At 67.2% G+C, this 24,584-nt stretch carries 20 protein-coding genes; 9 read left to right on the forward strand and 11 right to left on the reverse strand.

Translation table 11 applies throughout. The features are described 5' to 3' along the window. Positions 1-167: 167 nt before the first annotated feature. Complete coding sequence (locus tag ACQR1X_RS29385; protein WP_434900140.1) at positions 168-1,400, reverse strand: efflux RND transporter periplasmic adaptor subunit; 1,233 nt, start codon at positions 1,398-1,400, stop codon at positions 168-170. 190 nt (positions 1,401-1,590) lie between these two features. Here ACQR1X_RS29385 and ACQR1X_RS29390 point away from each other — a divergent pair, with 190 nt between their 5' ends. After that, positions 1,591-2,193, forward strand: a complete 603-nt coding sequence (locus ACQR1X_RS29390; RefSeq protein ID WP_315801856.1) for a TetR/AcrR family transcriptional regulator — start codon at positions 1,591-1,593, stop codon at positions 2,191-2,193. Positions 2,194-2,415: 222 nt separating this feature from the next. Here ACQR1X_RS29390 and ACQR1X_RS29395 read toward each other — a convergent pair whose 3' ends face one another. Next, entirely contained in the window at positions 2,416-3,273 is an 858-nt protein-coding gene (locus ACQR1X_RS29395; protein WP_316217226.1) for an adenylate/guanylate cyclase domain-containing protein, read from the reverse strand. Between the two features lie 217 nt (positions 3,274-3,490). Between ACQR1X_RS29395 and ACQR1X_RS29400 the strand changes: the two genes are divergently transcribed. After that, positions 3,491-4,966, forward strand: a complete 1,476-nt coding sequence (locus tag ACQR1X_RS29400) for a M81 family metallopeptidase (RefSeq protein ID WP_434900141.1) — start codon at positions 3,491-3,493, stop codon at positions 4,964-4,966. A gap of 259 nt (positions 4,967-5,225) precedes the next feature. On the opposite strand, the gene ACQR1X_RS29405 is transcribed toward ACQR1X_RS29400, so the two are convergent. Both ACQR1X_RS29405 and ACQR1X_RS29410 read right to left on the reverse strand, forming a co-directional pair. Then, on the reverse strand, positions 5,226-6,851 hold the full coding sequence (locus ACQR1X_RS29405) for an MFS transporter (RefSeq protein WP_434900142.1): 1,626 nt from the start codon (positions 6,849-6,851) through the stop codon (positions 5,226-5,228). After that, complete coding sequence (locus ACQR1X_RS29410) at positions 6,838-7,971, reverse strand: HlyD family secretion protein (RefSeq protein ID WP_315801859.1); 1,134 nt, start codon at positions 7,969-7,971, stop codon at positions 6,838-6,840. Before ACQR1X_RS29410 ends, ACQR1X_RS29405 begins: the two co-directional genes overlap by 14 nt. 602 nt (positions 7,972-8,573) lie before the next feature. On the opposite strand from ACQR1X_RS29410, the gene galE reads away from it, so the two are divergent. After that, entirely contained in the window at positions 8,574-9,569 is a 996-nt protein-coding gene (gene galE / locus ACQR1X_RS29415; protein WP_434900143.1) for a UDP-glucose 4-epimerase GalE, read from the forward strand. Positions 9,570-9,611: 42 nt separating this feature from the next. Here the strand turns inward: galE and ACQR1X_RS29420 are convergent, their stop codons facing one another. The 4 genes from ACQR1X_RS29420 to ACQR1X_RS29435 all read right to left on the reverse strand — a co-directional run bounded on the left by ACQR1X_RS29420 (position 9,612) and on the right by ACQR1X_RS29435 (position 13,882). Next, positions 9,612-9,866 carry a hypothetical protein gene (locus ACQR1X_RS29420; RefSeq protein WP_434900144.1) on the reverse strand — a complete coding sequence of 85 codons (255 nt, stop codon included), beginning with the start codon at positions 9,864-9,866 and terminating at the stop codon, positions 9,612-9,614. Between the two features lie 109 nt (positions 9,867-9,975). Continuing rightward, entirely contained in the window at positions 9,976-10,995 is a 1,020-nt protein-coding gene (trpS, locus tag ACQR1X_RS29425; protein ID WP_434900145.1) for a tryptophan--tRNA ligase, read from the reverse strand. Positions 10,996-11,247: 252 nt separating this feature from the next. Next, positions 11,248-12,882, reverse strand: a complete 1,635-nt coding sequence (locus tag ACQR1X_RS29430) for an ABC transporter substrate-binding protein (protein WP_434900146.1) — start codon at positions 12,880-12,882, stop codon at positions 11,248-11,250. A 382-nt stretch (positions 12,883-13,264) separates the two neighbouring features. Continuing rightward, positions 13,265-13,882: a TetR/AcrR family transcriptional regulator gene (locus ACQR1X_RS29435; protein ID WP_315801864.1), complete on the reverse strand. Its 618-nt coding sequence runs from the start codon at positions 13,880-13,882 to the stop codon at positions 13,265-13,267. 103 nt (positions 13,883-13,985) lie between these two features. On the opposite strand from ACQR1X_RS29435, the gene ACQR1X_RS29440 reads away from it, so the two are divergent. The 4 genes from ACQR1X_RS29440 to ACQR1X_RS29455 all read left to right on the forward strand — a co-directional run bounded on the left by ACQR1X_RS29440 (position 13,986) and on the right by ACQR1X_RS29455 (position 17,633). Beyond that, positions 13,986-14,684, forward strand: coding sequence for a PspA/IM30 family protein (locus ACQR1X_RS29440; RefSeq protein WP_434887847.1), 699 nt, complete (start codon positions 13,986-13,988; stop codon positions 14,682-14,684). 56 nt (positions 14,685-14,740) lie between these two features. Beyond that, a complete protein-coding gene (locus ACQR1X_RS29445) occupies positions 14,741-15,016 on the forward strand; it encodes a YiaA/YiaB family inner membrane protein (RefSeq protein WP_315721840.1) in 276 nt (91 codons plus the stop codon). Positions 15,017-15,351: 335 nt separating this feature from the next. After that, positions 15,352-16,356, forward strand: coding sequence for a hypothetical protein (locus tag ACQR1X_RS29450; protein WP_434894517.1), 1,005 nt, complete (start codon positions 15,352-15,354; stop codon positions 16,354-16,356). Next, a complete protein-coding gene (locus ACQR1X_RS29455) occupies positions 16,353-17,633 on the forward strand; it encodes a hypothetical protein (protein ID WP_434900147.1) in 1,281 nt (426 codons plus the stop codon). The genes ACQR1X_RS29450 and ACQR1X_RS29455 overlap by 4 nt, the downstream gene beginning before the upstream one ends. Here ACQR1X_RS29455 and ACQR1X_RS29460 read toward each other — a convergent pair. The 3 genes from ACQR1X_RS29460 to ACQR1X_RS29470 form a co-directional block, all read right to left on the reverse strand. Further along, the gene (locus ACQR1X_RS29460; RefSeq protein WP_434900148.1) at positions 17,554-19,143 is read right to left on the reverse strand and encodes a hypothetical protein; all 1,590 of its coding nucleotides are present in this window, start codon (positions 19,141-19,143) and stop codon (positions 17,554-17,556) included. The two genes, ACQR1X_RS29455 and ACQR1X_RS29460, sit on opposite strands and share 80 nt — an antisense overlap. Before the next feature lie 410 nt (positions 19,144-19,553). Next, a complete protein-coding gene (locus tag ACQR1X_RS29465; protein ID WP_316217158.1) occupies positions 19,554-20,405 on the reverse strand; it encodes an SDR family NAD(P)-dependent oxidoreductase in 852 nt (283 codons plus the stop codon). 152 nt (positions 20,406-20,557) lie between these two features. Then, positions 20,558-20,947, reverse strand: a complete 390-nt coding sequence (locus ACQR1X_RS29470) for a winged helix-turn-helix domain-containing protein (RefSeq protein ID WP_316179535.1) — start codon at positions 20,945-20,947, stop codon at positions 20,558-20,560. Positions 20,948-21,047: 100 nt separating this feature from the next. On the opposite strand from ACQR1X_RS29470, the gene ACQR1X_RS29475 reads away from it, so the two are divergent. Both ACQR1X_RS29475 and ACQR1X_RS29480 read left to right on the forward strand, forming a co-directional pair. Continuing rightward, positions 21,048-22,172 (forward strand): alkene reductase, encoded by a 1,125-nt coding sequence (locus ACQR1X_RS29475; RefSeq protein ID WP_434900149.1) that lies wholly within the window; start codon positions 21,048-21,050, stop codon positions 22,170-22,172. Positions 22,173-22,385: 213 nt separating this feature from the next. Then, on the forward strand, positions 22,386-24,050 hold the full coding sequence (locus tag ACQR1X_RS29480; protein WP_434900150.1) for a thiamine pyrophosphate-binding protein: 1,665 nt from the start codon (positions 22,386-22,388) through the stop codon (positions 24,048-24,050). Positions 24,051-24,584: the final 534 nt, after the last annotated feature.

Here is a 24,584-nt window from a genome sequence, read left to right on the forward strand (position 1 = left end):
TCGGCGTCGTCCCGGCGAACGCCGGGACCCATACCGCGGAAGGCCAGTTGTTGAATAAGACTGCGGGTCATCTTTCTTGGTCGACAAGCACGGCCGGTGGTTATGGGTCCCCGCTTTCGCGGGGACGACAGTTGTGGTTGGCGTTGGCAGACGGGCCTCGATGACGCTCAGCGCTGCGCCAGCTGCTTGTTGTCGGCCCCATCTCTTGCGCCCATCGCTGCCACCTGCGTCTTCAGCAACGCGCCCGGCCGCACCCGCTGAAGGCCGTTGACGACCACGCGCTCGCCGGGCTTGAGGCCGGCGGAGATGATGCGCAGGCCATCGACGCTGCCGCCGAGGCTGACCGTGCGATAGACAGCGCGCTCGTCGTCGCCGACCACCATCACGAATTTCTTGTCCTGGTCGGTGCCGATGGCGCGCTCGTCGAGCAGCACCAGCGATTGCTGCTGCGGCTGGCCCATGCGCACGCGCGCGAACTGGCCGGGGATCAGCCGGCCGTCCTCGTTCTTGAACACGGCGCGGACGCGGATCGTGCCGCTCTGCCCGTTGACCTGATTGTCGATCAACTGGATATGGCCGGATGCCGTGATGCCGCCTGAGGTCGTCATCTCGACCGGGATGCGGTCGAGATTGCCGCGTTTGCCGGAGCCGTCGGCAATCGCCGACAATGCGCGCAACACCAGCTCTTCGGTGGCGTCGAAGCTCGCATAGATCGGGTTGACGGACACCAGCGAGGTCAGCACCGGCGAGGCCGACCCGGCGGCGACGAGGTTGCCGACGGTGACCTCGATCCGGCCGACCCGGCCGTCGACCGGCGCGCGCACCTGCGTGTAGTCGAGATTGAGTTTTGCGGCCTGCAACGCCGCTTCCGCGGCCTTGACGTTGGCGATCGCCTCGCGATTGCCGTTGTCGCGCTGGTCGTAGTCGCGCTTGGTGACGATGGAGTTGCCGACCAGCTGCGCGCCGCGCTCCAGCTCATTGGCGGCGAAGGATGCGCGGGCCCGCGCAGCCTCGAGCTGCGCCTGCGCCCGGTCGACCTCGGCGGCGTAGGGCGCGGGGTCGATCTTGAACAGGACGTCGCCGGCCTTGACCAGCGAGCCCTCGGTGAAATTGGTGCCGAGAATGGCGCCGGCCACCCGCGGCCGGATCTCGACCCGCTCGACCGCCTCGAGCCGGCCGGAGAACTCGTCCCACAGGCTCGCCTGGCGCGGCTCGACGACGGCAACCGTCACGGGGACGGCCTGTTCGGGGGCCGCCGCGCGGGCCGCATTCGGCGCGGGACTGAGATGGAAATATTGGGAGCCGGCGTAGGATCCGGCGGCAATCACCAGGCCGGCGGCGGCGACGGTGCCCAGCCACCGCTTCAGGCGGCCGGAAGAACGAATTTCGGGCGAAGGCATTGGCGCGCTCCAGATTTGTAGTGCTCGCTACAAATGTGGCGCTGGCAACCCGTTCGCAAGAGACTTATGTAACGGATACTACGAAAATAGTAGCCCGACTTTCGGCGACTGCGCCAGATCAAAGAAATCGCGTTCAATAACAACTAGATAAGAATCAGACGGGGCGGAGACGGGAACAGGAGTTTTGCACATGGGCATCGGACGGCCCCGGACTTTCGATCGCGACACCGCGCTGGACCAGGCGATGGAGGTGTTCTGGCGCCATGGCTATGAGGGCGCGACCATCGCCCAGCTCACCGACGCCATGGGCATCAACCCGCCCAGCCTCTATGCCGCGTTCGGCAGCAAGGAAGCCCTGCTCAAGGCCGCGCTCGACCGCTACACGGCGCGACGGGAGGCCTGGATGGACGAGGTGCTGAGCGCGCCGACCGCCCGCGAGGTCACCGCGCGGATGCTGATGGGCGTCGCCGAGAAACAGACCGATCCCTCCAATCCGCCCGGCTGCCTGCTGGTGCAGGGCGGTCTCGCCTGCGGCTCCGGCTCCGCCAACGTGCCGTTCGAGCTCGCGGCCCGCCGTGCGCAGACCGAGGAGCAGCTCCGGCACCGTTTCGAGCGCGCCAAGCGCGAAGGCGATTTGGCCCCGGCCGCGGATCCGGCCGCGCTCGCGCGTTACGTCTCGGCCGTGATCACGGGCATGAGCGTGATGGCCTCCTCCGGCGGCGACCGTGAGGCTCTGGCCCAGGTTGCGGCCGTGGCGATCAGGTCGGTCGAGGAGCAGTCTGTGCGGGCGTAATGCCCGGTCGCGCGGAGCCAAGCCGCCATGCGACATTCTCAAGCTGTCTCCATCTGTGTGTTCGCGAAGCCCCGAGCAGGCGTAGGAGTGACGGCCTGTGAGATCGTAGCAGGATATCGGCGTTTTCCGGACCGTCAGCCCGCAGCCGTTAAAGCGCACCTTCGCGATGCCGGGCTTCGATCTGATTCCGGGCCGAATAGAGCGCTCGCAACCACCAGCCGCTTAGTCCCGGCGCGTCCGACGTCGCTCAATCTTGTCCGAAGGAGGCCTGCTCTGGAGCACCGTCCGCATGATGCCGGCGAACAGCAATGCTGCGGCCGGCCAATGAAACCAGACTCTGTGCAGACCGGTGAAAACATTGATCAGAAGCAGAAAGCCGGAGACCGTGAGGGCCATTGCGAGGGGACGAGGCAGGCTCGCGAAGTGATCCGCGATCGAGGTGATCGACGTGGATCGCGCATCGCCGTCGCGAAAAGGAGGTGGAGCGCTCGAGGCCGCAAACGCGCGCGCATGGAGGGCGCCGTCGTCAACCGGGAGGTCGGGTCGCTGGCCGGAACGGCCGCCGATCGTGACACGATAGCTGGTCACGGGGGCAACATTCTTCAGCGGTGGCTGGCCAAGACAGTCGAAGCCGACAGTCAGTTTGTTGTGCACCTGGTCGTAGACGGGGGCCGAGACCACGATGCCGCCGGGCTCGGCCAGTTCTTGCAGGCGCGCCGCGATATTGACCCCATCGCCGAAGATATCGGAACCATCCACCATCACATCTCCCAGATTGATCCCGATGCGAAACTGCATCTGGTGTCCGTTGGATGGCGTGGGCTTCTGACTGATTTCCTGCTGAATTTCGACGGCACACCGCACGGCCTCGACGACACTGGCGAACTCGGCGATCACGGCATCGCCCCAAGTATTGACGATGCGCCCGTCATGGCGCTCCACCAATCCTGCAATGGCCGTGCGGTAGCGGCGCAGCGTCTCCAGCGTACCGGCTTCGTCGGCTCCCATGAGGCGGGAATAGCCGTGCACATCCGCGCACAGCACTGTCGTCAACCGCCGTTTCAATTTATCGTCCGCCATGTAGCCGATCGTAGCCTCATCGATTGCCAAATGCATCAGGCATCATCCGGCGCAGCGGGATCAGGCCGCGCTGTTTTCCGTCCCATGCGCTGTGCGGCGGTCGCCCTTCGCATGGGTCTCTTGCGCTTCCTGATGAGGTCCGTTTCTTTGTGGGCCTGCATCGCCGGCCGGGCCGGTGCGCGCCTGCCTTTCCTCGCAACCACCGGGTTCAGCCTTCATGCGTGTCTTCTCCGCCGCCCTTGCCACCGAGACCAATACCTTCGCGCCGATGCCCACGGGGCTCGCGACCTTCCATGAGCGCGCCTACTTCCCCGCCGGCCAGCACCCGGACAAGATGCAGATGCATGGCGGGCCACTATGGGCTGCGCGCCAGGTTGGGCCGTCCAAGGGCTGGACGCTGATCGAAGGGCTGGTGGCCGCGGCCGTGCCCAACGGGCTCGTCACCCGCGCCGCGTTCGAAACCCTGCGTGACCAGATCCTTGCCGACCTCAAAGCCGCGCTGCCGGTCGACATGGCGCTGATCGGCCTGCACGGCGCGATGATCGCCGACGGCTATGATGATTGCGAGGGCGAGCTGCTCGCGCGGATACGCGAGATCGTCGGACCCGATGTGGTCGTCGGCGCCACGCTCGACCCCCACGTCCATATGAGCGAGCTGATGGTCAGAAGCGCCGATCTTCTGATCTGCTGGAAGGAATATCCGCACACCGACATTCTCGAGCGCGCGCAGGATCTGGTGAAACACTGCACCGAGATCGCCGAGAAGCGGCTGAAGCTGCAGAAGGCGCTGGTCGACACCGACATGATCGTCACCCTGCACACCACGCGCGAGCCGGTGCGCAGCTTCGTCGACCGCATCACCGCGCTGGAAGGCAAGGACGGCATCGTCTCGGTCTCGATCGTTCACGGCTTCGGCTGGGGCGACACGCCGTCCATGGGCACCAAGGTGCTGGTCTATAGCGATGCCGCCGTCGATCCGGACGGTGTCAGGGCGAAGGCGCTGGCACGCCGCCTTGCGGACGAACTGATCGGCTTGCGCGAGGCGGTGACCGAGCGCATGCCCGGCGTCGATGCCGCGCTTGACCAGGCATTGGCGACAGACGGCACCATCGTGCTCGGCGATGCCAGCGACAATCCCGGCGGCGGAGCGCCCGGCGATTCCACCTTCATCCTGCGCCGGCTGCTCGACCGCAACATCGGCAATGCCTGCCTCGGCCCACTCTGGGATCCGATCGCGGTGCGCATCGCCTTCGATGCAGGCGTCGGCGCCAAGCTGCCGCTGCGGATCGGCGGCAAGATCGGGCCGCTGTCGGGTGATCCCGTCGATGCGACCTGGGAGATCAAGGCGCTGAAGGAGAACATGGTGATGACGGGCCTCGCCGGCACGCCCGCCAAGCTCGGCGATTGCGCGCTGATCGCGAGCAATGGCGTCGAGGTCGTGATCACGACGTTCCGCTGCCAGGCGTTCGGCACCGACTTCTTCACCCAGCTCGGCTGCGATCCTGCCACGCGCAAGCTCGTCGTGGTGAAATCCGCCCAGCATTTCCGCGCGGCATTTGCGCCGATCGCGGCCGACATCATCATGGTCGATGCGCCCGGCGTGGTCGCGCGCGACGTGACGACGTTGCCCTACAAGAAGATCAAGCGTCCGAAATGGCCGCTCGACGAGTTGCCGCAACCATCGCGCGCATGATGTCCCAGAATGCGACGCTCATCGCAGCGACGTTAACGTTCGGAACGCGGCTGGAACGAACCGCGTCCGAATCGCTTGCGAATCAAGGTTTGAAATCTGTTCACGGCTAGATGTCGTAGCTCTCGGACATGGCGCGCAACATGCAGCGCCGGCGATCCTGATCGCCGCGGCTCGGCTTTCGCGAGAAGGTTAAAGGCGCAGAGGCGCGCCGGCGTCGTTGGAGAGAAAGCTACGACCCCGCATGCGGGGGCGGGCCCGCTCACGTCGTCGACGATCCGAACCGTCGCATCCACGCCGCCCTCAGACTGATCGGTGTCGGCGAGAACGGGCCCGGAGGCGCGCGCGTGATCAGGGCGACCAGCAGGAGCGCGGCGATCGCGAGCCAGAAGCACAGCCAGAACGCGTCGAGATAAGCGAGCACGTTGGCCTCGCGCTGGACCTGCGCGGCCAAGGTCCCGACGGCGCGCGCCTTGGCCTGGCCGCCGCCATGCGCGGCGAAATAGCCGGTCAGCCGTTGCAGCGCGCGCGCGACGTCGAGATCGCCGCTCTGGATGTTGAGGCCGAGATAGGCCGAGTGCACCTGCTCGCGCACCCGCAGCCACGTTCCCATCAGGGCGACGCCGATTTCGGCGCCGCCGAGCCGCATCACCTGGATGTAGGCCGCAAAGGAGGTCGCGCGGGCCGGATCGGAATTCGACAGCGCGAGGATGATGATCGACAGCAAGGTCAGGGCCTGTCCGATCGACTGCAGCACGACGATGACGATGAAATCCTCGCGCGCCCAGGCATGGGTGATCTGGGTGCCGAGCAGATTGGCCGCGGCGAAGGCGCTGAGACCGAGCACGACGACGATGCGGGGATCGAGATGGCGAAGCAGCACGATCGACAGCGGCACCAGCACGATCATCGGCAGCGCGCCGTAGAACAACAGCAGCGAGCCGCTCTGCTCCGGCCGCAACTGCGTGATCGTGGCGAGGAAGTTCGGCACCAGCGACGCATTCGAGAGGCTGGTCAGCGTGTAGAGCAGGATCACGACCAGCGACAGCCCGATGTTGCGCGAGAACAGCACGTTGAAATGCGCCCATGGCTGCGGGGCGAGCGCCTCGTTGACGAGGAACAGGACGAACAGCGCGGCGCCGCCTGATAGCAGCGCCATCACCGTGCCCGATTGCAGCCAGTCGAGCCGGTTGCCCTGGTCGAGCCCGGCATAGATCATCGCCACGGCGCTGCCGAGCAGCAGCATCCCGCCCCAGTCGGCGTTCTCGAGCAGCGTGCGGTTGACCGGCTCGGCCGGGGTGCCGAGATAGACCATCAGCGCCATCAGCGGAGCCAGCACGACGCCCTGCCAGTACAGCCACTGCCAGCCGAGATGCTCGACATAGAAACCGACCAGCGAGGTCGAGGTATCCAGCGCGAAGCCGACCCGGATCGCATAGATCGAGATCGCCGGCAGCCACCAGCGGATCGGCAGGTTGCGGAAGATGATCATGAGCGTGGCCGGCACGAAGGTGCCGAGCAGCATGCCGTGCAGGATCGCGAGCGCGATCAAGGTCGGATAGTCGCGCACGAACGGAATGATCAGCGACAGCACCGCGTAGATCAGGCTGGGAATGCCGAGCACACGGCGCAGGCCGAACACGGTCGCGAGCCACGCCACCGCCGGCGCGATCAAGATCTGCGAGCCGATCGCGGCGGTCGACAGCCATGCGCCCTCGTCGAAGCCGAGCGAGAACGCGCCGCGCAGATCGGGCAGGCCGACCGAGGTCAGCCGGCTGTCGAAATTCGCCAGGAACGAGCCGAGCAGCACCGCCCCGACGGCAAACAGCGGATGCGCCGCCTGGCCGCCGCGCGACAGCGGTCCGCGATCGGTCTCACTTGGTGCCATCGGCCTGGCCGGCGGTGCGGATGTGGGTCTCGACCGACATGCCCGGCAGCAGCCGCGCGAGCAGCGGCTGGTCGCCGTCGAGGGCGATGCGGACCGGAATGCGCTGCACGACCTTGGTGAAGTTGCCGGTGGCATTGTCGGGCGGCAGCAGCGCGAATTGCGAGCCGGAGGCCGGCGCGATCCGCTCGACGCGGCCATGCAGCCTTTGGCCCGGGAACGAGTCCACGGTGACCTCGACCGGCTGGCCGGGCGCGACATGGGTGAGCTGCGTTTCCTTGTAGTTGGCGATGACGAAAACATGCGGCAGCGGCACCACCGCGATCAGGCTGCTGCCGATGTTGACGTAGTCGCCGACCTGCACCTGGCGCTGTCCGACGACGCCGTCGAATGGCGCAGTGATCCTGGTGTAGCCGAGCTTGAGCCGCGCCGCGGCGAGCGCGGCCTTGGCGCCGGCGAGATCGGCGCCGCGCTGCTTCTTGGTGCCGGTGAGCACCTCCAACTGGTGGCGCTGGGCGGCGATCACCGCGCGGCTCGCGCGCACGTCCGCCTGTGCCTTGGCATAGGCGGCCGTTGCCTGTTCCAGCCGCTGCTTGGTCCCTGCCTCGCTCTGCGACAGCGACTGCTGGCGCTCTTCCTCCTGCCTGGCCTGCACCTCGGCCGCGCCGGCCGAGACCTGCTGCGCTTCGGCCTGGGCGATGGTCGCGTATTGTAGCTCGACCTGGTTGCTGAGGTTGTCGAGCGCCGCCTGCGCCGCTTCGACATTGGCTTCGGCCTGCGACACCTGTGCCTCGTAGTCGGCCGGATCGATCTGGACCAGCAGGTCGCCGGCCTTGACCTGCTGGAAATCGCTGACCGCAACCTTCGTCACCTCGCCGGCCACGCGGCTCGAGAGCTGCGTCAGGTCGGCGCGCACATAGGCATCGTTGGTCGACTGGGTCGTTGCGTTGCCGGTCCAGGCGTTCCAGCGCGTGGTCGCGAGCGCCACGAAGGCGAGCGCTGCGATCACCGCAAGCAGCGGAATGCCGAGACGCGCCCAGAGCCCGGGCGCCGCGGCGGAGGAGGGGGGCGGCGTCGATGCAGCGCGCGCCGCCGCGTCGACGTTACCAGGTGTTTCACTCAAGGGAGCCTCCTGCATCGGCCGACGCTGATCAGTCCGACGACTCGTACCCCATTCTGCGCCGCGTGCCACCTGGACTCTGGGTTGTGAGCCATGCGCCGCGGGGCATGGACATCTGCGCGCCGAACGGAACCGGCAGGCGATCGGACCGTGATGAACCAGCTAACAGGCCAGCAGGTTGAGCACACGGGCACAGCCCGCGATCGCCGCGCCGCGACCGCGCCAACGACATCGGCGCTGCACTCGCTGCCGCGACCAGCCCGCGCATGATGTCCCAGAATGCGACGTCGCGCGCGCTCACGTTAACGTTCAGAACGCGACTTGAACGAACCGCGTCCGAATCAGCGGCGCAGCCGGGTACGAGGTCTGTTCACGGCTAGATGTCGTGCTGCCATCGCGTGACATCAGCTATTCGGCATCACCTGACCGCCACCGGACGACCGGCCGGGGTGCAAGACCGTTAAGAGCGCGCAGAGCGGCGTGCCGCCAAGCGGTTGTCGGTGACGCCGGCCGGCGCGCTGCCCGGTTGCAGCGGTCGCCGCGCTGGGTCACATTTCGCATCCGCGACTGGGTCCAGCCGTTCGCTGATCAGAAGGCCTTCATGCATGGGTCACAACGGAGCGATCCTGGTTGCCGGAGGCGCCGGCTACATCGGGGCTCATTGCTGCAAGGCTGTTGCCGGGGCCGGCTACGTGCCGATCTGCTACGACAATCTGTCCACCGGCCATCGCCGCTTCGTGCGGTGGGGACCGCTGGTGGTCGGCGACATCGCCGACAGCGCCAGAGTGGCTGACACCATCCGCGCCCACGGGGTCGGCGCGGTCATGCACCTGGCCGGGCCGAGCACGATCGGCGAATCCGTCACCGATCCGGAGGCATACTATCTCAACAACGTCGCCGGCAGCCTGCGCCTGCTGCAGGGCATGCGCGAGGCCGGCTGCGCGCGGCTGGTGTTCTCCTCGACCGGCGCGGTCTATGGCGACGCCGGGCGGAAGCCGATTCCCGAGAGCGCCGCGGGCTCGGCCCTGAATCCCTACGGCCGCTCGAAATACATGATCGAGCAGATCCTGGCGGACTATCAGGCGGCCTACGGCCTGTCGGCCATCGTGCTGCGCTACTTCAACGCTGGCGGCGCCGACGCGTCAGGCCTGATCGGTGAGCTGCGCGATCCCGAGACGCACCTGATCCCGCGGGCGCTGATGGCGATCCTCGGCCATGTGCCGGACTTCGCGATCTTCGGCACCGACTATGACACACCCGACGGAACCGCCGTGCGCGACTATGTTCACGTCGATGATCTCACGGCAGCCCACATCGCGGCGATGGAGCGTCTGCTGCAGAACGGTTCGGGTGGCACCTACAATCTCGGCACCGGCCGCGGCCATTCGGTTCGCGAGATCGTCGATGCAATCGGCAGGGAGACCGGCGAGCGGATCCCGCTGGTGGTGCGCGCGCGCCGCGCCGGCGATCCACCGGTCCTGGTCGCCGATCCGCGTCTTGCCCGGCAGGAGCTCGGCTTCGCGGCGCATCGGTCCGATCTCGGCACGATCATCCGCTCGGCCTGGACCTGGCACCAGGCGGCGCACCCGCGCATCGCGTGAAAGCCGGGCCGTCCGCGAGGACGTCTTCTGGAGCCGGTGGCGCTAAGCCGCTGCCGGCGGCGTGTGCACGCAGGCGTCGATGAAGCTTTCGACCCGCTCGTCTTCGACCGACCAGCTCCCGATCTCGGACGCGTCACGGAAGAAGTGGACGCTGTGGACCGGTGAGCGGGCATCGTCGCCGCGGATCATCCGCAGCAGGGTCTGAGCTACGCGGCAGTGATCGCCGGGGAGCCTGAGGTCGAAGAATGCGTCGCCATAGCCCGGCAGGATGGTGCCGGCCGAATCGCGAACTTCCATGCGCAACTGAGCCATGCTCGCATTCAACGACAGCAACGGTTTCCGCCCGGTAAATGCCGCCGCGCTTTGGTCTCGATCCGGCGGCACATGCGGCCTCATCATTCGAGAGCTATTGCAGCGTGAACAGACCCAGCGCGTCGCGGACATCGCGCAAGGTCGCAGTAGTGAGGGTGCGCGCCAGTTCGGTGCCGCGCCTGACGATGTCGAGAACATGGCTGGGATCGCGCGCCAGCGCCGCCCGCCGGTCGCGGATGGGCGCGACCACGGCCTGCAGCACGTCATCGAGCCGCCGCTTCACGACGCTGTCGCCGAGGCCGCCTCGGATATAACGCGCCTTGAGGTCCGCAACAGCCGCAGGATCGTCGTCGAACGCGTCGAGATAGGTGAAGACGACATTGCCCTCGACGCGGCCGGGATCCGCGGCCCTGATGTGGCCGGGATCGGTGAACATGCGGCGGACGGCATCGCGGATCTCGTCCGCCGTGGCGGAGAGCGGAATCGTGTTGCCCTGTGATTTGCTCATCTTGGCCTTGCCGTCCACGCCGGGCAGGCGCCCGACGCTCGGGATCAGCGCGCGTGCCTCGGGCAGCACCTCGCTGCCCGCCTGGCGGTTGATGCGGCGGACGATCTCGTTGGTCTGCTCGATCAGCGGCGCCTGGTCGTCTCCGACCGGCACGATGGTCGCCTTGAAGGCGGTGATGTCGGCCGCCTGCGCGACGGGATAGCAAAGGAAGCCGGCCGGAATATCGCGGCCGAAGCCGCGCGCCTGGATCTCGTCCTTGATGGTGGGGTTGCGCTCGAGCCGCGCCACCGTGACGAAGTTCATGTAGAGCAGCGTGAGATCAGCCAGCGCCGGCAAATGCGATTGCAGGCAGATGGTCGTCATCTCCGGATCGATGCCGACGGCGAGATAGTCGGTCGCGATCTCCAGGATATTCCGGCTCACCCTGGCCGGATCATGGGCGTGGTCCGTGAGCGCCTGGGCATCGGCCAGCAGCAGGAATTGCCGATGCGTGGATTGCAGCGCGACGCGGTTCCGCAGCGAGCCGACATAGTGGCCGAGGTGCAGGGGGCCGGTGGTTCTGTCGCCGGTCAGGATGACGGGACGGTCTGGCACTGAGGGACGCATTGTGGTTCTCCAGGAGTGAGAACCGCCGCTCGATCGAGCTCTTCGATGCTGTTGATGACAAGAACCGCGTCGCAGGCCGATGAACGGCGGCAACGGGCGATGAAAGACGAGGCCGTGCCGCTCCTAGATGGAGCGCCACCACATGTTCGCGCGCAGGGTCTCGGTCTTGATCATCGGACCGATATGGCCGAAATCGCGGATCGACGCAACCCGCTGACATGCGCCGAGCGCGGCGCGATCCGGCCATTCCGTCTATTCGAGATCGATCGCATGATACTGGCCGGTCTTGTCGAGCTGCGTGCCCCAGACCTTGTGCAGCGCCTGGTGGTCGGAGGGGCCGAAGCTCACCTTCGATCCAACGCCGAGCTCGTAGTTCTGCATCGATTCGAGGACGTCGACCAGCGACTCGGTGTCGACGGCGGGACCAGCGCGCCGCAGCCCTTCGATCAGGACGTTGGCGGTGAGATAGGCTTCCAGGGACGAGTAGTCCGCCGGCTCGCCGGGGAAATATTTGGCGAGCGCCTTCTTGTAGTTCAGGGTGACGGAGGCGTAGCCGTCGACGGCCGGCGTGACCTGGGTGCAGATGACGCCGTCGGCATAGCGCGGGCCGAGCACCATCAGCTCGCTGGCGAGGCCGGTGCTGCCGACGCCCGAGATCGTCGCGTAGGTCATGTCCGGATAGAGGTCGCGGGTCTTCTCGATGAACTTGGCCGCGGCGCGGAAGGTGGCGACCAGCACGACGGCCTTGATCGCATGCTTCTGCCGGCGGAGTTGCGCGATGGCCTCGTCGACATTGACGGTGTTGCGGCTGTAGCTCATGCGGAAGGCGTCGCCCGCGCCGCCGCGCAGCGCGTGCATCGCCTTGCTGACGCCCTCCCATCCCGCGTCGCCGTAGGCGTCCTGCTGGGTGAGCACTCCGATCTCCTGCGGTCGCAGCTTGCGGCTCTTGACGAGATAGTTCACCAGCGCATGGGCTTCCTCGGCGTAGCCGGCGCGGTAGTTGAAGACGTAGCGGTCCGGCGGGTCGCGGCGAAGCGAAGGAGCCCCGGTGAAGGCGCCGAAATACAGCGCATGGTGCTCGAGCGCGTAGGGCACCGAGATCAGGGCCGTCGGGCTGCCGTAGTTCTCGACGAAGCCGAACACCTTGTGCTGCTCGTAGAGCTCCTTCATCGCGTTCAGCGTCCGCGTCGGCTCATAGGCATCATCGGCCGTGTAGAGCTTGAGCTGCCGGCCATGCACGCCGCCTTCCTCGTTGGCCTGCGCGAAGGCGAGGTCGATGCCGAGCTTGAGCTGATGGCCCATCTCCCGGGCCGGACCCGAGAACGGCGCCGCCATTCCGAAGCTGATTTCGGTGTCGGTCACGCCCTGGACCGGGGGGCGCGCGCTGGTCGGCGGCGCCGCCGCGGCATTGGCCATCCGCGTGTCGAACTTCGGCGCGCGGTCCTCCTCCCTGAGCGGCATGCTCTGGTCTGGCGTGACCACGGGGAGGGCGCTCGCGAACGCTCCGGTCGGGAAAGCATCCTGGACCGGCGCGACTGTCTGCGCGGCGCGGACCGGCAGCGGGGCGACTGTTGCCGGCGTCGTCACCTCCGCACTGCCGTTGGCGGAGAGCGCAGCGGTCCACCGCGTCGGAAGCCGCATCGCGGCAAAGCCGGCCACGCCAGCGGCGACAGCCACGAGCCCCAGCACGCTCAGCACGCCGAGCAACCGCCGCTCCCGTGGCGGCGGAGGAACCTCCTGCACGCCGTAGCGCGACGCGAATTCAGCGGGCGTGGGCCGGTCGTGCTCGTCGCGCCACGATTGTTCATACATCGGACGCCGGCCGTCGTCGTAGCCGGACGGGAATGGCGGATCGCGGTCGTCATTGGGCGCACGCAAATGTCTCACGATTTCCCCCTTGGCTCGCGCGTCATGGACTCGTTGGAGTTTTCTTCTTGATCGCGCGGCCGTCATACGCTGCAGGTTCTGCCGGCCGGATGAGTGTGGCCATGCGTCGAGATCTGCGCACGTCACAGGACCAGCACTCATCATCGCGTGCTGGTGGCTCGACTGTCCCAGACATGTTGTCTGGAACAAGTCCGAACGTCGACATGATACTGCGAAGCAATGCGGCGGTTGTTTGTTCGCGCCGTCAATTCCGGCTGAACAACGCGAGAGCTGCGCCGGCATGAGGGCAATTAGCTAAGACAACAAGTAGACGTGAAGCAGTCGAGCCTGATGGTTGGCATCAGGTGCCGACGATGCTGTTCGCCCGGCGCAAAGCCTCTCGTCAGTGGCCGGCTTTCTCCTCCGCCACCAGTCCCGTCACCATCGCCTTCACCATGGTCGCGATCTGCGCGCGCAAGGCGGCGAGCGGCACCGCGATCAGCTTCTGCTCCAAGCCGAGCGCGACCATGCCGTGGACGGCCGAGAACAGGCTGCGCGCGGTGACGCTGATATCGTCGAACGAGCGCTGCGGAAACAACGCCGCCAGCGGCTGGTGGATGTGACGGAACAGGTGCATCTGGTCGGCGATGGCCCAGTCGGGCAGCGGCTTCTCGGGCGCCATGCGATGTTCGAACAGCGCGCGCCAGAGCTCGAGATTGTGGGCGGCGAAGTCGCAATAGGCGATCGCGATGCGCACCAGCGCAGCCTCGGGGCCGGGAGGGCCCGCGCCCTCGGCTGCGGACAGGTTGGCATCGAGCCGCGCCAGGGTGCGTGATCCGACCATCAGCACGAGCTCGTCGACATCGGCGACGAGATTGTAGACCGCGCCATTGGCGACGCCGATCTCCTGGGCGAGATCGCGCGTCTTCAGGCCGGCGAGACCCCGCGTGCGGATCATCCGCTCGGCAGCCTCGATCAGGGCTTCGCGCTGTTTTGCGCGTCTTTCCAGTGTCTTGGACATTGTCGACCAAAATATTGAGCGTCGCTCAAAATAATCCTTGAGCGTCGCTCACGATTGCGCTAGAAGAAACTCCATGAGCGATGCTCATAACAGGGAGTTCACAATGTTCAAGACCGTTCTGACGCTGTTTCGGGGCACCGTGGCCGTCGCGGAGGAGGAGCTGCAGGACCGTACCGCGCTGGTGATCCTGGATCAGCAGCTGCGTGACGCCGCCGCCGCTGTCGAACGCAGCAAGCGCGCGCTGGCGCTGGCCATCGCGCAGGACCAGCAGGAGGGCAAGCGGCTCGAGGCGACCTTGGCGCGGATCACCGATCTCGAGGTGCGCGCCACCGCCGCCCTCGACGGCGGCCGCGAGGATCTGGCCCGCGAGGCGGCGCAGGCGATCGCCGGCCTCGAGGCCGAGCGTGACGCGGCGCGGACGGCGCGGGCGCTGTTCGCGACCGAGATCACCAGGCTGAAGAAGCATGTCGCCAACGCCGAGGCGCGCATTGCCGAACTCGATCGCGGCCGGCGGATTGCGCGCGCCTCCGAGGCCGTGCGCAATCTGCGCCGCGGCGGCATCGAGGCGGCGCGTCCTTACGAGTGCACGCTGCCCGAGGCCGAGGCGACCTTGAAGCGGCTGCGCGAGCGGCAGATCGAGGCGCAAGCCGCCGACGAGGCGCTCATGGAGCTCGATGCCGCGACGGGCCCGATCACCACGGCCGAGAAGCTTGCCGAGCAGGGCTTTGGCCCGCGCATCAAGACCACTGCCGACGACGTGCTGGCGCGGCTGAAGGCCGGCCGCACCGCCCCGGCGAACTGATTTTCGTCACGACCGATCGAACGCATCAACAACCACAGTCATCATAGGAGCCGACCATGAACCAGAACACCCAGCCGCACAGCAGCGCCTTCATCACCTTCTCCTACGCCTCGTTCGGGGCCTCCGCCTTCCTCGTCGCCCTCGGCGTGTTCTTCATGCCGATCGATCTCTGGATGAAGGGCTACCTGACGATGGGCATCGTCATGCTGGTGCAGACATGCGTCACCCTGACCAAGACGCTGCGCGACCGCCACGAAAGCGGCAAGCTCGTCAACCGCATCGAGGACGCCCGCGCCGAGCGCCTGCTGATGGAGGTGTCGAAGGCGGCGTAGGCGGCCGCGGCAGTCTCGCTCTCTTCGCCTCTCCCCGCTCTTGTCCGCCGTTGCTCGAAGAGAGCGAAGGCCGATACGGGAGAGGCCGGACTGCCTCGAAGATGCAATCCGGGTCAGGGAGCAGTTTGCGGGGCAAGCTTCGACTTCGGCGAGACAGCGCCGGCAGGCGGTGGGCGCGATGGCGTCCGCCGCTCACGTCGTTCAACCTGCGTTTACCCTCGCTCACGCTCCGTCCCTCGTCGTTATCGTGAATTAACAGCACCAGGGCATAAGGCGGCCAGGGCGGCTGTGATCCCGGCTGCGCCGCTTCTGATCACGCCGTGCTAGGTTGAGGCATGAACATCGTCGCAGCAGTGGGGCGTATCCGACGCAGCATCAGCTTCTGGCTGACCGCGCTCGGCCAGGAGGCGATGGATCTGTCGCTGCGCACCCATGCGGATCTGCGCACGCGCATCGTCGAGAGCCCGGGCACGACCCTGGATGATGCGGCGCTGGCGGCGCTCGTGGCCGATCTTCGCACCGTCGCCGGCAAGACGCTGCCGGCCGGCGAGCTCACTTACGGCATCTTCTCGGGGACACGCGAGGCGCTCGCGCGCGCGATCATCACGGTGGTGTCGGAGGAGGCGGGCGGGCGGCCGATCGCCTTCAACGCGCTCGCGGTGATGCAGGTCGAGCGCGACGGCGACGCCCAGCAGGTGCTCCATCTCGGACTGGTGATGGTCGACCCGGACGCGCGCGGCAAAGGCCTTTCCGGCGTGCTCTACGGCCTCACCACGCTGCTGCTGTTCGTCCGTGGCGGCCTGCGGCCGAAATGGATCTCCAACGTCACCCAGGTGCCGGCGGTGGCCGGCATGGTCTGCGAGACCTTCTCCGACGTCCATCCGTCGCCGCTGCCGCAGGCCCGGCCCAGCTTTGCGCAGCTTCAACTCGCGCGCGGCATCATGCGGGCGCATCGCGCGGTGTTCGGCGTCGGCGACGAGGCCGGGTTCGACGAACAGCGCTTCGTCATCACCAACGCCTATACCGGCGGCTCCGACGCGCTCAAGAAGACGTATGACGACGCGCCGAAACATCGCGACGCCGTCTACAACGACTTCTGTGCGCGCGAGCTCGACTACGCCAGGGGCGACGATCTGCTGCAGCTCGGCCGGATCGATCTCGCCGCCGCCCGCCGCTATCTGCTGCGCGAGATCCCCTCGGGCTCGCTGCCGGCGCTGCTGGCGACCTCGGCCGTGCTGGCGCTGCAGCGGATGATCCTGCCGCTGCTGCACTGGCTCGACGACACCAGGACGTTCGGCACCTTGCGTCCGCGCCTGCCGGCCGGCGAGCCCGCGCCATGACGGCCGGCATCGTCGCCGACTCCATCGTCAACCTCTGCGGCGCGATCGGCCTTGCGGTGGCCGCAGCCATGCTGCACCGGCGCGATCCCCGGGGACCGCTGACGGCGCGGCTGGTCGTGCTGCTCGGGACCGTCGCCGCGCTGTTCCTGTTGCGCGGTATCGCCTGGTGGACGGACAATGCTTTCCTCGACCGCATCTCGCTGATTCCGGCAGCGCTGATCCCGCTTGGCGCGCTGGTGGTGACCGAAGGACTGCTGCGCCGGCACGCGCATCGCATGCTCAAGGCAATTGCCCTTGCCGGCGGCGCGGCTCTCGCGATCGCCGGCGCGCTCGGTCCGGTCACGTTCGAAAGCCACCACACAATCGTGCTGTCAGCCTTTCAGCTCGCAGGCTTTGCGACCTGCGCCTGGCTGCTGCTTCGCCGCGACCGCGCCAGCCTGCTGGCGTGGGAGAACCGCGCCATCGATCGCGTCGCCTTCGGCGCCATCATGGTCATCCCCTTCATCATCACAGATTTTCGCGTGCTGGCGCCGGGCATGCCGGTGCGGCTCGGCGCATTGGGCGCGCTGCTGGCGGTGACCGCGATCCTGATCGCCGGCGCCAGCGCGGAGACGCAGCGCCAAAGCGGGCTGCTGACAATGTTGCGGATCCTCGGCGCCGCCTTGCTCGGCGCTGCCGCGGCCGCGCTCTCACCGGAGGTCGACGCGGCGCAACTGATGCGTTTCTGCGCGGTCGCCGTGGCCGGCGTGCTCACGATCGGACTGATCGGCGACGCCTTGCGCGCGGTGCTGCAAGCCCGCGAGCCTGGCGTGCTCGACTCGATCGGGGCGTCGAACGCGGCGACACGCGACGCCCTGATCGCCGAGCTCACGCGCCAGCCGGTCTTCGAGAGCGCGCGCCGTTGCCGCGAGGATGAGCTGATTGCCTATGATCCGCCGCTGCTGCGCGACTTTCTCGCGTCGAGCCGGGTGCTGCGCCGGGCCGATGCGCCGTGGCGGCGGGCGGCCAACGACCCGGCCGTCGAGCGCATGGTGGCGCTGATGGATGCGCGGCATGCGACGCATGTGATCGTGCTGTCGCACCGGCCGGTCGATCTCATCGTGCTCGCGGTCTCCGTGATCTCGGCCGATCCGGCCACGGAAACCGCGCTCGCGCTGGTCAGGCGCCTGCTGGTGCAGGCGCCTGATCCTCAGGACGTCACGCCCACATGTGATGGTGGGCATGCTGATGCTGTGACATGTCCATCATCGGCCCTTCCATCATCGGACCGTCCATGACGAGGGTCGCCGGAGCGGCGCTGGCGGCGGGCGCCGCGCTCGCCAGCATGATCACGTTCGAGGCGGGCGCCGCCGTGATGGCCGCCAGGACGGCGGCGGCGTCGGCACTGTTGCCGCCGCCGGTGGTCGCCAGCACCTGGCCGATCGTGGTGCCGTCGACATTGTAGGCGCCGCCATTGACCGGGATGTTGTTGCCGCCGACATCGGCTGCGTTCTGGTGCATCTGGTCGGCGGCCGCGGCGACCAGCGCCTTGTTGCCGGCCTGGAAGCCTTCGAGAATCTTGGCGATCTCGGCGCCGAGCGTGCTCTGGTCGCCGAGCAGCTCGTTGTCGAAGCGGGCCTGGAAGATGCCGCCCTGCGCCGCGTCGAAATCGGTGACGTCCTTCTTGAACGTCATCAGGTCGGCGGTGACCTTCGCCATCGCGGCGGCGTCGCCGGCATTGACCGCGGCGATGGCGGCTTTGCCGAGCGCGTTCGACTGGGCGATGAACATGGCCCAGAAATCGGTCTGCGCCTGGTTGTCCTGATAGGCCGGCGTCGGGTTGAGGAAGTCGCCGAATCCGGTCCAGCCGTTGAGGCCGTTCTGCTGCGCCATGTTGGCGAGATTGGTGTCGCCGGCGACGATGTCGATGATGTCGAGGAAGTCGTCGTTGAGCGCGCGGCCGATGTCGACATTGCCGGCCGCGCCGTTGATGTGGGTGTTGACGAGCGCGAGCTGGTCGATGATGGCGAGCGCGTGCACGCCGGTCAGGCCGCCGAACTGCAGCGGGTTGGCGGCGACCAGCGCATTGAGGCCGGCGATCAGCGCGTCGACATCGTCCTGGATGATGTCGACATTGCTGTCGTTGACGCCGCCGATCAGCCGGTTGGCGGCGTCGTTGAAGATCAGGCCGAGCTCGGCCAGCGTGCCCTTGGCGGCGGTTGCGGCCGTCACGCCCTCGGGCAGCAGCGCCGGCGCCTGCAGGAAGCCGGTGACGCCATCGGCGTTGGTGGCCTTGCCCGTGAGGTTCGGATCGTTGTTGACGACGTTGAGGATGTCGAGATGCGCGTTGCGCAGCGCGGTCTCCGCAGCCGCGATGCTGCCGAACGCGCCGCCGCCGGTCACCGACGCCATCGCGGCATCCTGCGCGACCGTGATGTCGGCGAGAATCTTGTTGACGTTGGTCAGCGTCTGCCCGGTGAACTGGTTGGCGACAACCATCGCCTTCAGGCCATCCTGAATCACGGTGAGATCGCCGGTGTAGTTGTAGACGCTGCCAAGCCCCTGGCCGCCTTCGTCGACCACGTTCCGCCACAGCCCGCCTTCCAGAAAGCGCGTCGCGTCGTTGAACACCACGCCGAGGTCGGCAAAGCCGAGCGCGGGCGTCGGTGGCGTGGGTGTGGGAGGTGTCGGCGTGGGCGGCATCGGCGCAGGCGCCGGCTGGCAGTGATGATTGTGATGATGATGGTGGTGGTTGTGATGATGGTGATCGTGGTGACTGTCGTGATGGTGACGATGATGGTGCGACATGTCCGACGTACTCCCCAAGGCTGCGCACCACTGCGGATGAGCCGAGGCAACGGGGCGCGGCTGACGCGGGTGCGGATGATGCGGGCTATCTGCTGCCCGCTTCGTGGCTGCTTCGCGCAAGGAATGTGGAATGCGTCTGCGTCAGATTGTCGTGCGGCATACGGGGGGCGCTGCCGCAGAGCTGCGACATCTCACCGCTTGACGGGTGAGGGGCCGCTTCAAGAGCACGCGACCCGCGGCGATGTCGCGCCACGGCAAATCAGTGAGTTGCAAGAGCGCTCGACCGTCGCGATTCGGTCGATGCTGGACGTTCCGAACGCACGCGGAGCGCCTTGCGACGATCCGACGCGTCCGGCGAAATGATGCTGAGATCCAGAGCAACGACGGGCCGCCGCTCCGATGTGGCCGGATCATGGCGATTTCTTTGCGAAGGCCGCGAATGCGTCGGCGTAGTCGGCATGCCAGCGCGACAGCGGCGGCCGGTTCTCGACGATGTCGCCCGCGGCCCACAGGATGCGCCGCTCGTCCAGCGCGCGCGGCACGTCGTTGTCAGGGCACAGCACGTAGAAGTCGCCGGCCGCGACGCGCTCCAGCATGAAGTCGACCGTCTGCTCCGGCGTCCAGGCTGCGGCCGGCTTCTCGACGCGGCCATTGGCGGTCAGCGGCGTGAACACGAAGCCCGGAATGAACAGATGCGCTGTCACCTGGCAGCCGGGCGTGTTGCGCAGCTCATGCTGCAGCGCCTCGGTGAACGCCTTCACGCCGGCCTTGGAAACGTTGTAGGCGGGATCGCCAGGCGGCGTGGTGATGCCCTGCTTGGAGCCGGTGTTGATGATCAGCGCCGCCCGGCCTTGTGCGATCATGCCGGGGGCGAACACCTGCGCGCCATGGATGATGCCCCACAGGTTGACGCCGAGGATGCGCTGCCAATTGTCGTCGGCAAGCATCTTGCTGCCCGGCTGGATGCCGGCATTGTTCATCAGCACGTCGATCGCGCCGAACCGCTGCCGCACCGCCGTTTCGAGCGCGACCACGCTGTCCCGGCTGCTCACATCGACCGTGGCGGTCATGACCGCAGCCTCGCCACGCTTGGTCGCAGCCGCGAGCCTGGCGGCGGCGTCGCGCAGCCGGGCCTCGTCGATATCGGCGATGCAGACGTTCATGCCGCGTTCTGCAAAGCGCATGGCGGCGGCGAGCCCGATGCCGGAGGCGCCTCCGGTGATGACGGCGGTGTGGTCGGCGGACAGAGCAGGGTGAGACACGGCAGGTTCTCCGGCATGACGATGAGATGCTGGTGTATGATGTCCTGGCGCGGCTGCAAGATCATCCCGCTGACGGCAAGACGGGTTTTTTGCGGCTACAACGCGAGGCGCATCAGTCCGGTCACAGATGCATCGTGTCGGCTGGAACCGGCTTACGACGCGGTTCTGGCCGCGCGGGCCTTCCGTGGCTTCTCGATGTCGCTGCGCAGCGCGGCGAGATCCTTCTTCACGGCATTGGCCGCGTCGCGCTCGATGCGCCGGTAACGTTCGACCAGCTGCGCGCCGAACGCCGTCAGCGCCGCGCCACCGCCATTGCGGCCGCCGGTCTGCCGCGCGACCGCGGGCTGCCGGCATACCCGGTTGATCTCGTCGACGAGGTCCCAGGCCCGCTTGTAGGACATGTCCATCGCGCGCCCGGCCGCCGAGATCGAGCCGTGCCGCGCGATGTTCTCCAGAAGCGCGATCTTGCCCGGCCCGATCCGGCTGCCGTCATCGAGGTCGATGCGCAGGCTGAGCGAGGGCAGGGCGTTCGCTTTCGGCATGGAGGGTCTGCTCATACTGACGTGGGGCGGACATTGCCACCATCATGTTTTGCGAACAAGATGATGCCAATCGACAATCGCAACGACATCTGGGGACGAAATGCTGCCTGCGCTGTTTTCACCACTCACGATCGGTCCTTATCACCTCAAGCATCGCGTCGTGATGGCGCCGTTGACCCGCATGCGCGCCGCAAAGGAGACGCTCGCGCCGCGGCCGCTCAACGTCGACTATTATGCGCAGCGCGCCACGCCGGGCGGGCTGATCATCGCCGAGGCCTCGCCGGTCGCGCCGACCGGCACCGGTAGCCCGAACGTGCCGGGCATCTATAGCACGGCACAGATCGCCGGCTGGAGGCAGGTCGTCGACGCCGTGCATGCCAAGGGCGGATTCATCTTCCTGCAGCTCTGGCATGTCGGCCGCGTCTCGCATTCCTCGTTCCAGCCGGGCGGTGCGTTGCCGGTGGCGCCGTCGGCGATCGCGATCGGCGACGATCTCAAGGCGATGACGGCGGACGGCAGGCCGGCGGCCTACGAGACGCCGCGGGCGCTGGAGTCCGACGAGATCCCCGCGCTCGTCGCGACTTATGGCCAGGCGGCGCGCAACGCGATCGCGGCGGGCTTCGACGGCGTCGAGGTGCATGGTGCGAACGGCTATCTGATCGAGCAGTTCCTGCAGACGCGCAGCAATCAGCGCACCGATCGCTACGGCGGCTCCATTGAGAACCGCTGCCGCTTCCTGCTCGAGGTGACGGAAGCCGTGATCGCCGCTTGCGGCGCCGACAAGGTCGGCGTGCGGCTGTCGCCCTATGGCATCGCCAACGGCTCCGGCGAAGCCGACCCGATGCCGCTCTACACGCATGCGATCGAGGCGCTGAACAGGCTCGGCATCGCCTATCTGCATCTGATCGAGCCGCGCTCCTCCGGCGCCGGCCGCGCCGACGTCAACTGGCAGAACGTGCCGTCGGCGCTGGCGCTGTTCCGTCCGATCTGGAAGGGCGTGCTGATCGGCGCCGGCGGCTTCACCGGTGAGCCGGCGGAGGCGGCGATCAAGGCGGGCCATGCCGACGCCATCGCCTTCGGTCGCTACTTCATCAGCAATCCGGACCTGCCGGCACGCCTGCAGCACGGCTGGCCCTTGACGCCCTATCACCGACCGACCTTCTACGGCGGCGAGGAGAAGGGCTACACGGACTATCCGGTGTATCAGGAGACAGCCGAGGCGTAGCCTCCGCTCTCTCCACGTCATTGCGAGGAGCGAAGCGTACGATGATCGACGCTCTTCGCTCGTCTCTTTCCACATCGTCATGCCCGGGCTTGTCCCGGGCATCCCCGTCCATCCAAGCGTGCCGACCGACGTGGATGGCCGGGACAAGCCCGGCCATGACGTGGTGAGGGCTTGCACCAACAAACAACACCGCGTCGCCGGAGGAACCGCAACATGAAGAACCGCACCACCGGACGTTCGGCCTTCCTCGCGCTGCTCAAGGACGAGGGCATCACGCATCTGTTCGGCAATCCCGGCACCACCGAATTGCCGGTCATGCATGCGCTGAAGGATCATCCCGATCTCACCTACGTCATGGCGATGCAGGAGAGCCTGGTGGTGGCGATCGCCGACGGCTTCAGCCGCGCCTCGGGACGTCTCGTCGCCTGCAACGTCCACGTCGCTCCGGGTCTCGGCAACGCCATGGGCGCGCTCTACAATGCGCAATTCACCGGCACGCCGATGATCCTCACCGCCGGCCAGCAGGAGCAGGGCCACGGCCTGATGGAGCCATTGCTCTACGGTCCGCTGGTGCGGATGGCCGAGCCGCTGGTGAAATGGGCGGTCGAGGTGACGAGGCTGGAGGACCTGCCGCGCATCATCAGGCGCGCCGCCAAGGTCGCGACCACGCCTCCGACGGGCCCCGTCTTCATCTCGCTGCCCGGTGATATCCTCAATGCCGAAGCCGGCATCGAACTCGGCCGGTCGACGCGGGTCGATGCGCGCGTGCGGCCGACCGCGGACGCGTTGCAGGGGCTGGCGCAGCGCATTCTCAAGGCGCAGCGGCCGGTGATCATCGCCGGCGACGAGATCGTCAAGAGCGATGCGCTGCAGGCCGCCGCGGAGTTCGCCAGCGCGATCGGCGCGCCCGTGCATCAGCAGTCCGCGCCCTATGGCGCGCATTTCCTCTCCGAGCATCCCTGCTACATCGGCTCGCTGTCGCGCGCGCAGAAGCAGGTCCGCGATCTCCTGGCGCCGCATGATCTGCTGATCGTGCTCGGCGCCGATCCGTTGCGGATGTCCGTGCACAGCGAGATCGAGCCGCTGCCGGAGGGACTGCCGATCGTGCAGATCGGCCTGGTCGATTGGGAGCTGGGCAAGAACTTCGGCGCCGAGATCGCGCTGAAAGCCGACGTCCGCGAGACGCTCCTGCAGCTCACGCCGCTGCTGCGCGAGGTGGGCGGTTCGTCCCTGCAAGCTACCGCGCAAGCGCGCATCGCGGAGCTGTCGTCGAAGAACTGGAGTGCGCGGCGCCGGACGCTGACCGCTCAGATCGAGACGGCACGCGACAAAACGCCGATCGATCCCGACTATCTCGCGCTGCAGGTGGCCCAGGCCGTGCCGGAGCATGGCATCCTGGTCGACGAGGGGCTGACGTCCGCGCGCTACATGACGGCGCTTTGGCCGTACCGCGACCGCTACAACTATCACGGCCTCGCGTCGGGTGGCATCGGCTGGGGCCTGCCGGCCTCGGTCGGCGTCAGCCTCGCCAATCCCGACCGTCCCGTGGTGTGCTACTCCGGCGACGGCAGTGCGATGTACTCGATCCAGGCGCTGTGGACCGCGGCGCACCACAAGCTGCCGCTCTCCGTCGTCATCGTCAACAATGGCGGCTATCGCATCATCAAGCAGCGGCTGCTGTCGTTCCACGGCGACGACAACTATATCGGCATGGATTTCGCCGATCCGCCGGTGGACTTCGCCGGGATGGCAAGATCGCTGGGCTGCGAGTCACTGCGCGTCAGCGATCCCAGTGAGTTGAAGTCGGTGCTGTCGGAGGCCTTCCGGCGGCCGGGCACGAAGCTGATCGAGGTGATGGTGAGCAACGCGGTGAATTGAACAGCTCGGCCTCATGGTTCGAGACGCGCCGCACCTCATCCGCGGCGACCTGCTAGCTCGGTCACGACCATCCGGGGGAAGCGGCGCTCCTCACCATGAGGGTGGGAGATCTCGCCAGCCATGAGGTTAGGATTTCGCCACAAGCTCGGTCCTCGTCCTGAGGAGCCCGCCGCAGCGGGCGTCTCGAAGGACGGCGGCGGGCGGAGAAGCCGCGAGAAAATTCTTTACGAATATCCGAAGATGTGCTTTATTCCCGAAATCCCGCCTCACACGGAGGGGCGCATCGCGATCGTCACGACACGCGAGGTGGGGATGCGACGGCTGTCGGCATGCCGCAGCGTGGGGAAGCCCGCGCCGACGAACGGCATCTGGCGGACGTGAAGGCGTGTGGTCCTGGCGCCCCGATGCTGGCGCCAAGTCCGCGGGTGATGATCCCGCAGACGACGGTGGCTATCGAGCCGGACACCGGGGAGCAACTGTCTTTTTTGTAGACCGGTGATCGGCCGGCCTCAAGGCTGGCGCGAAGGCGCGCCA

This window comes from Bradyrhizobium sp. HKCCYLRH3073 (assembly GCF_051167995.1).
Lineage (GTDB): Bacteria > Pseudomonadota > Alphaproteobacteria > Rhizobiales > Xanthobacteraceae > Bradyrhizobium.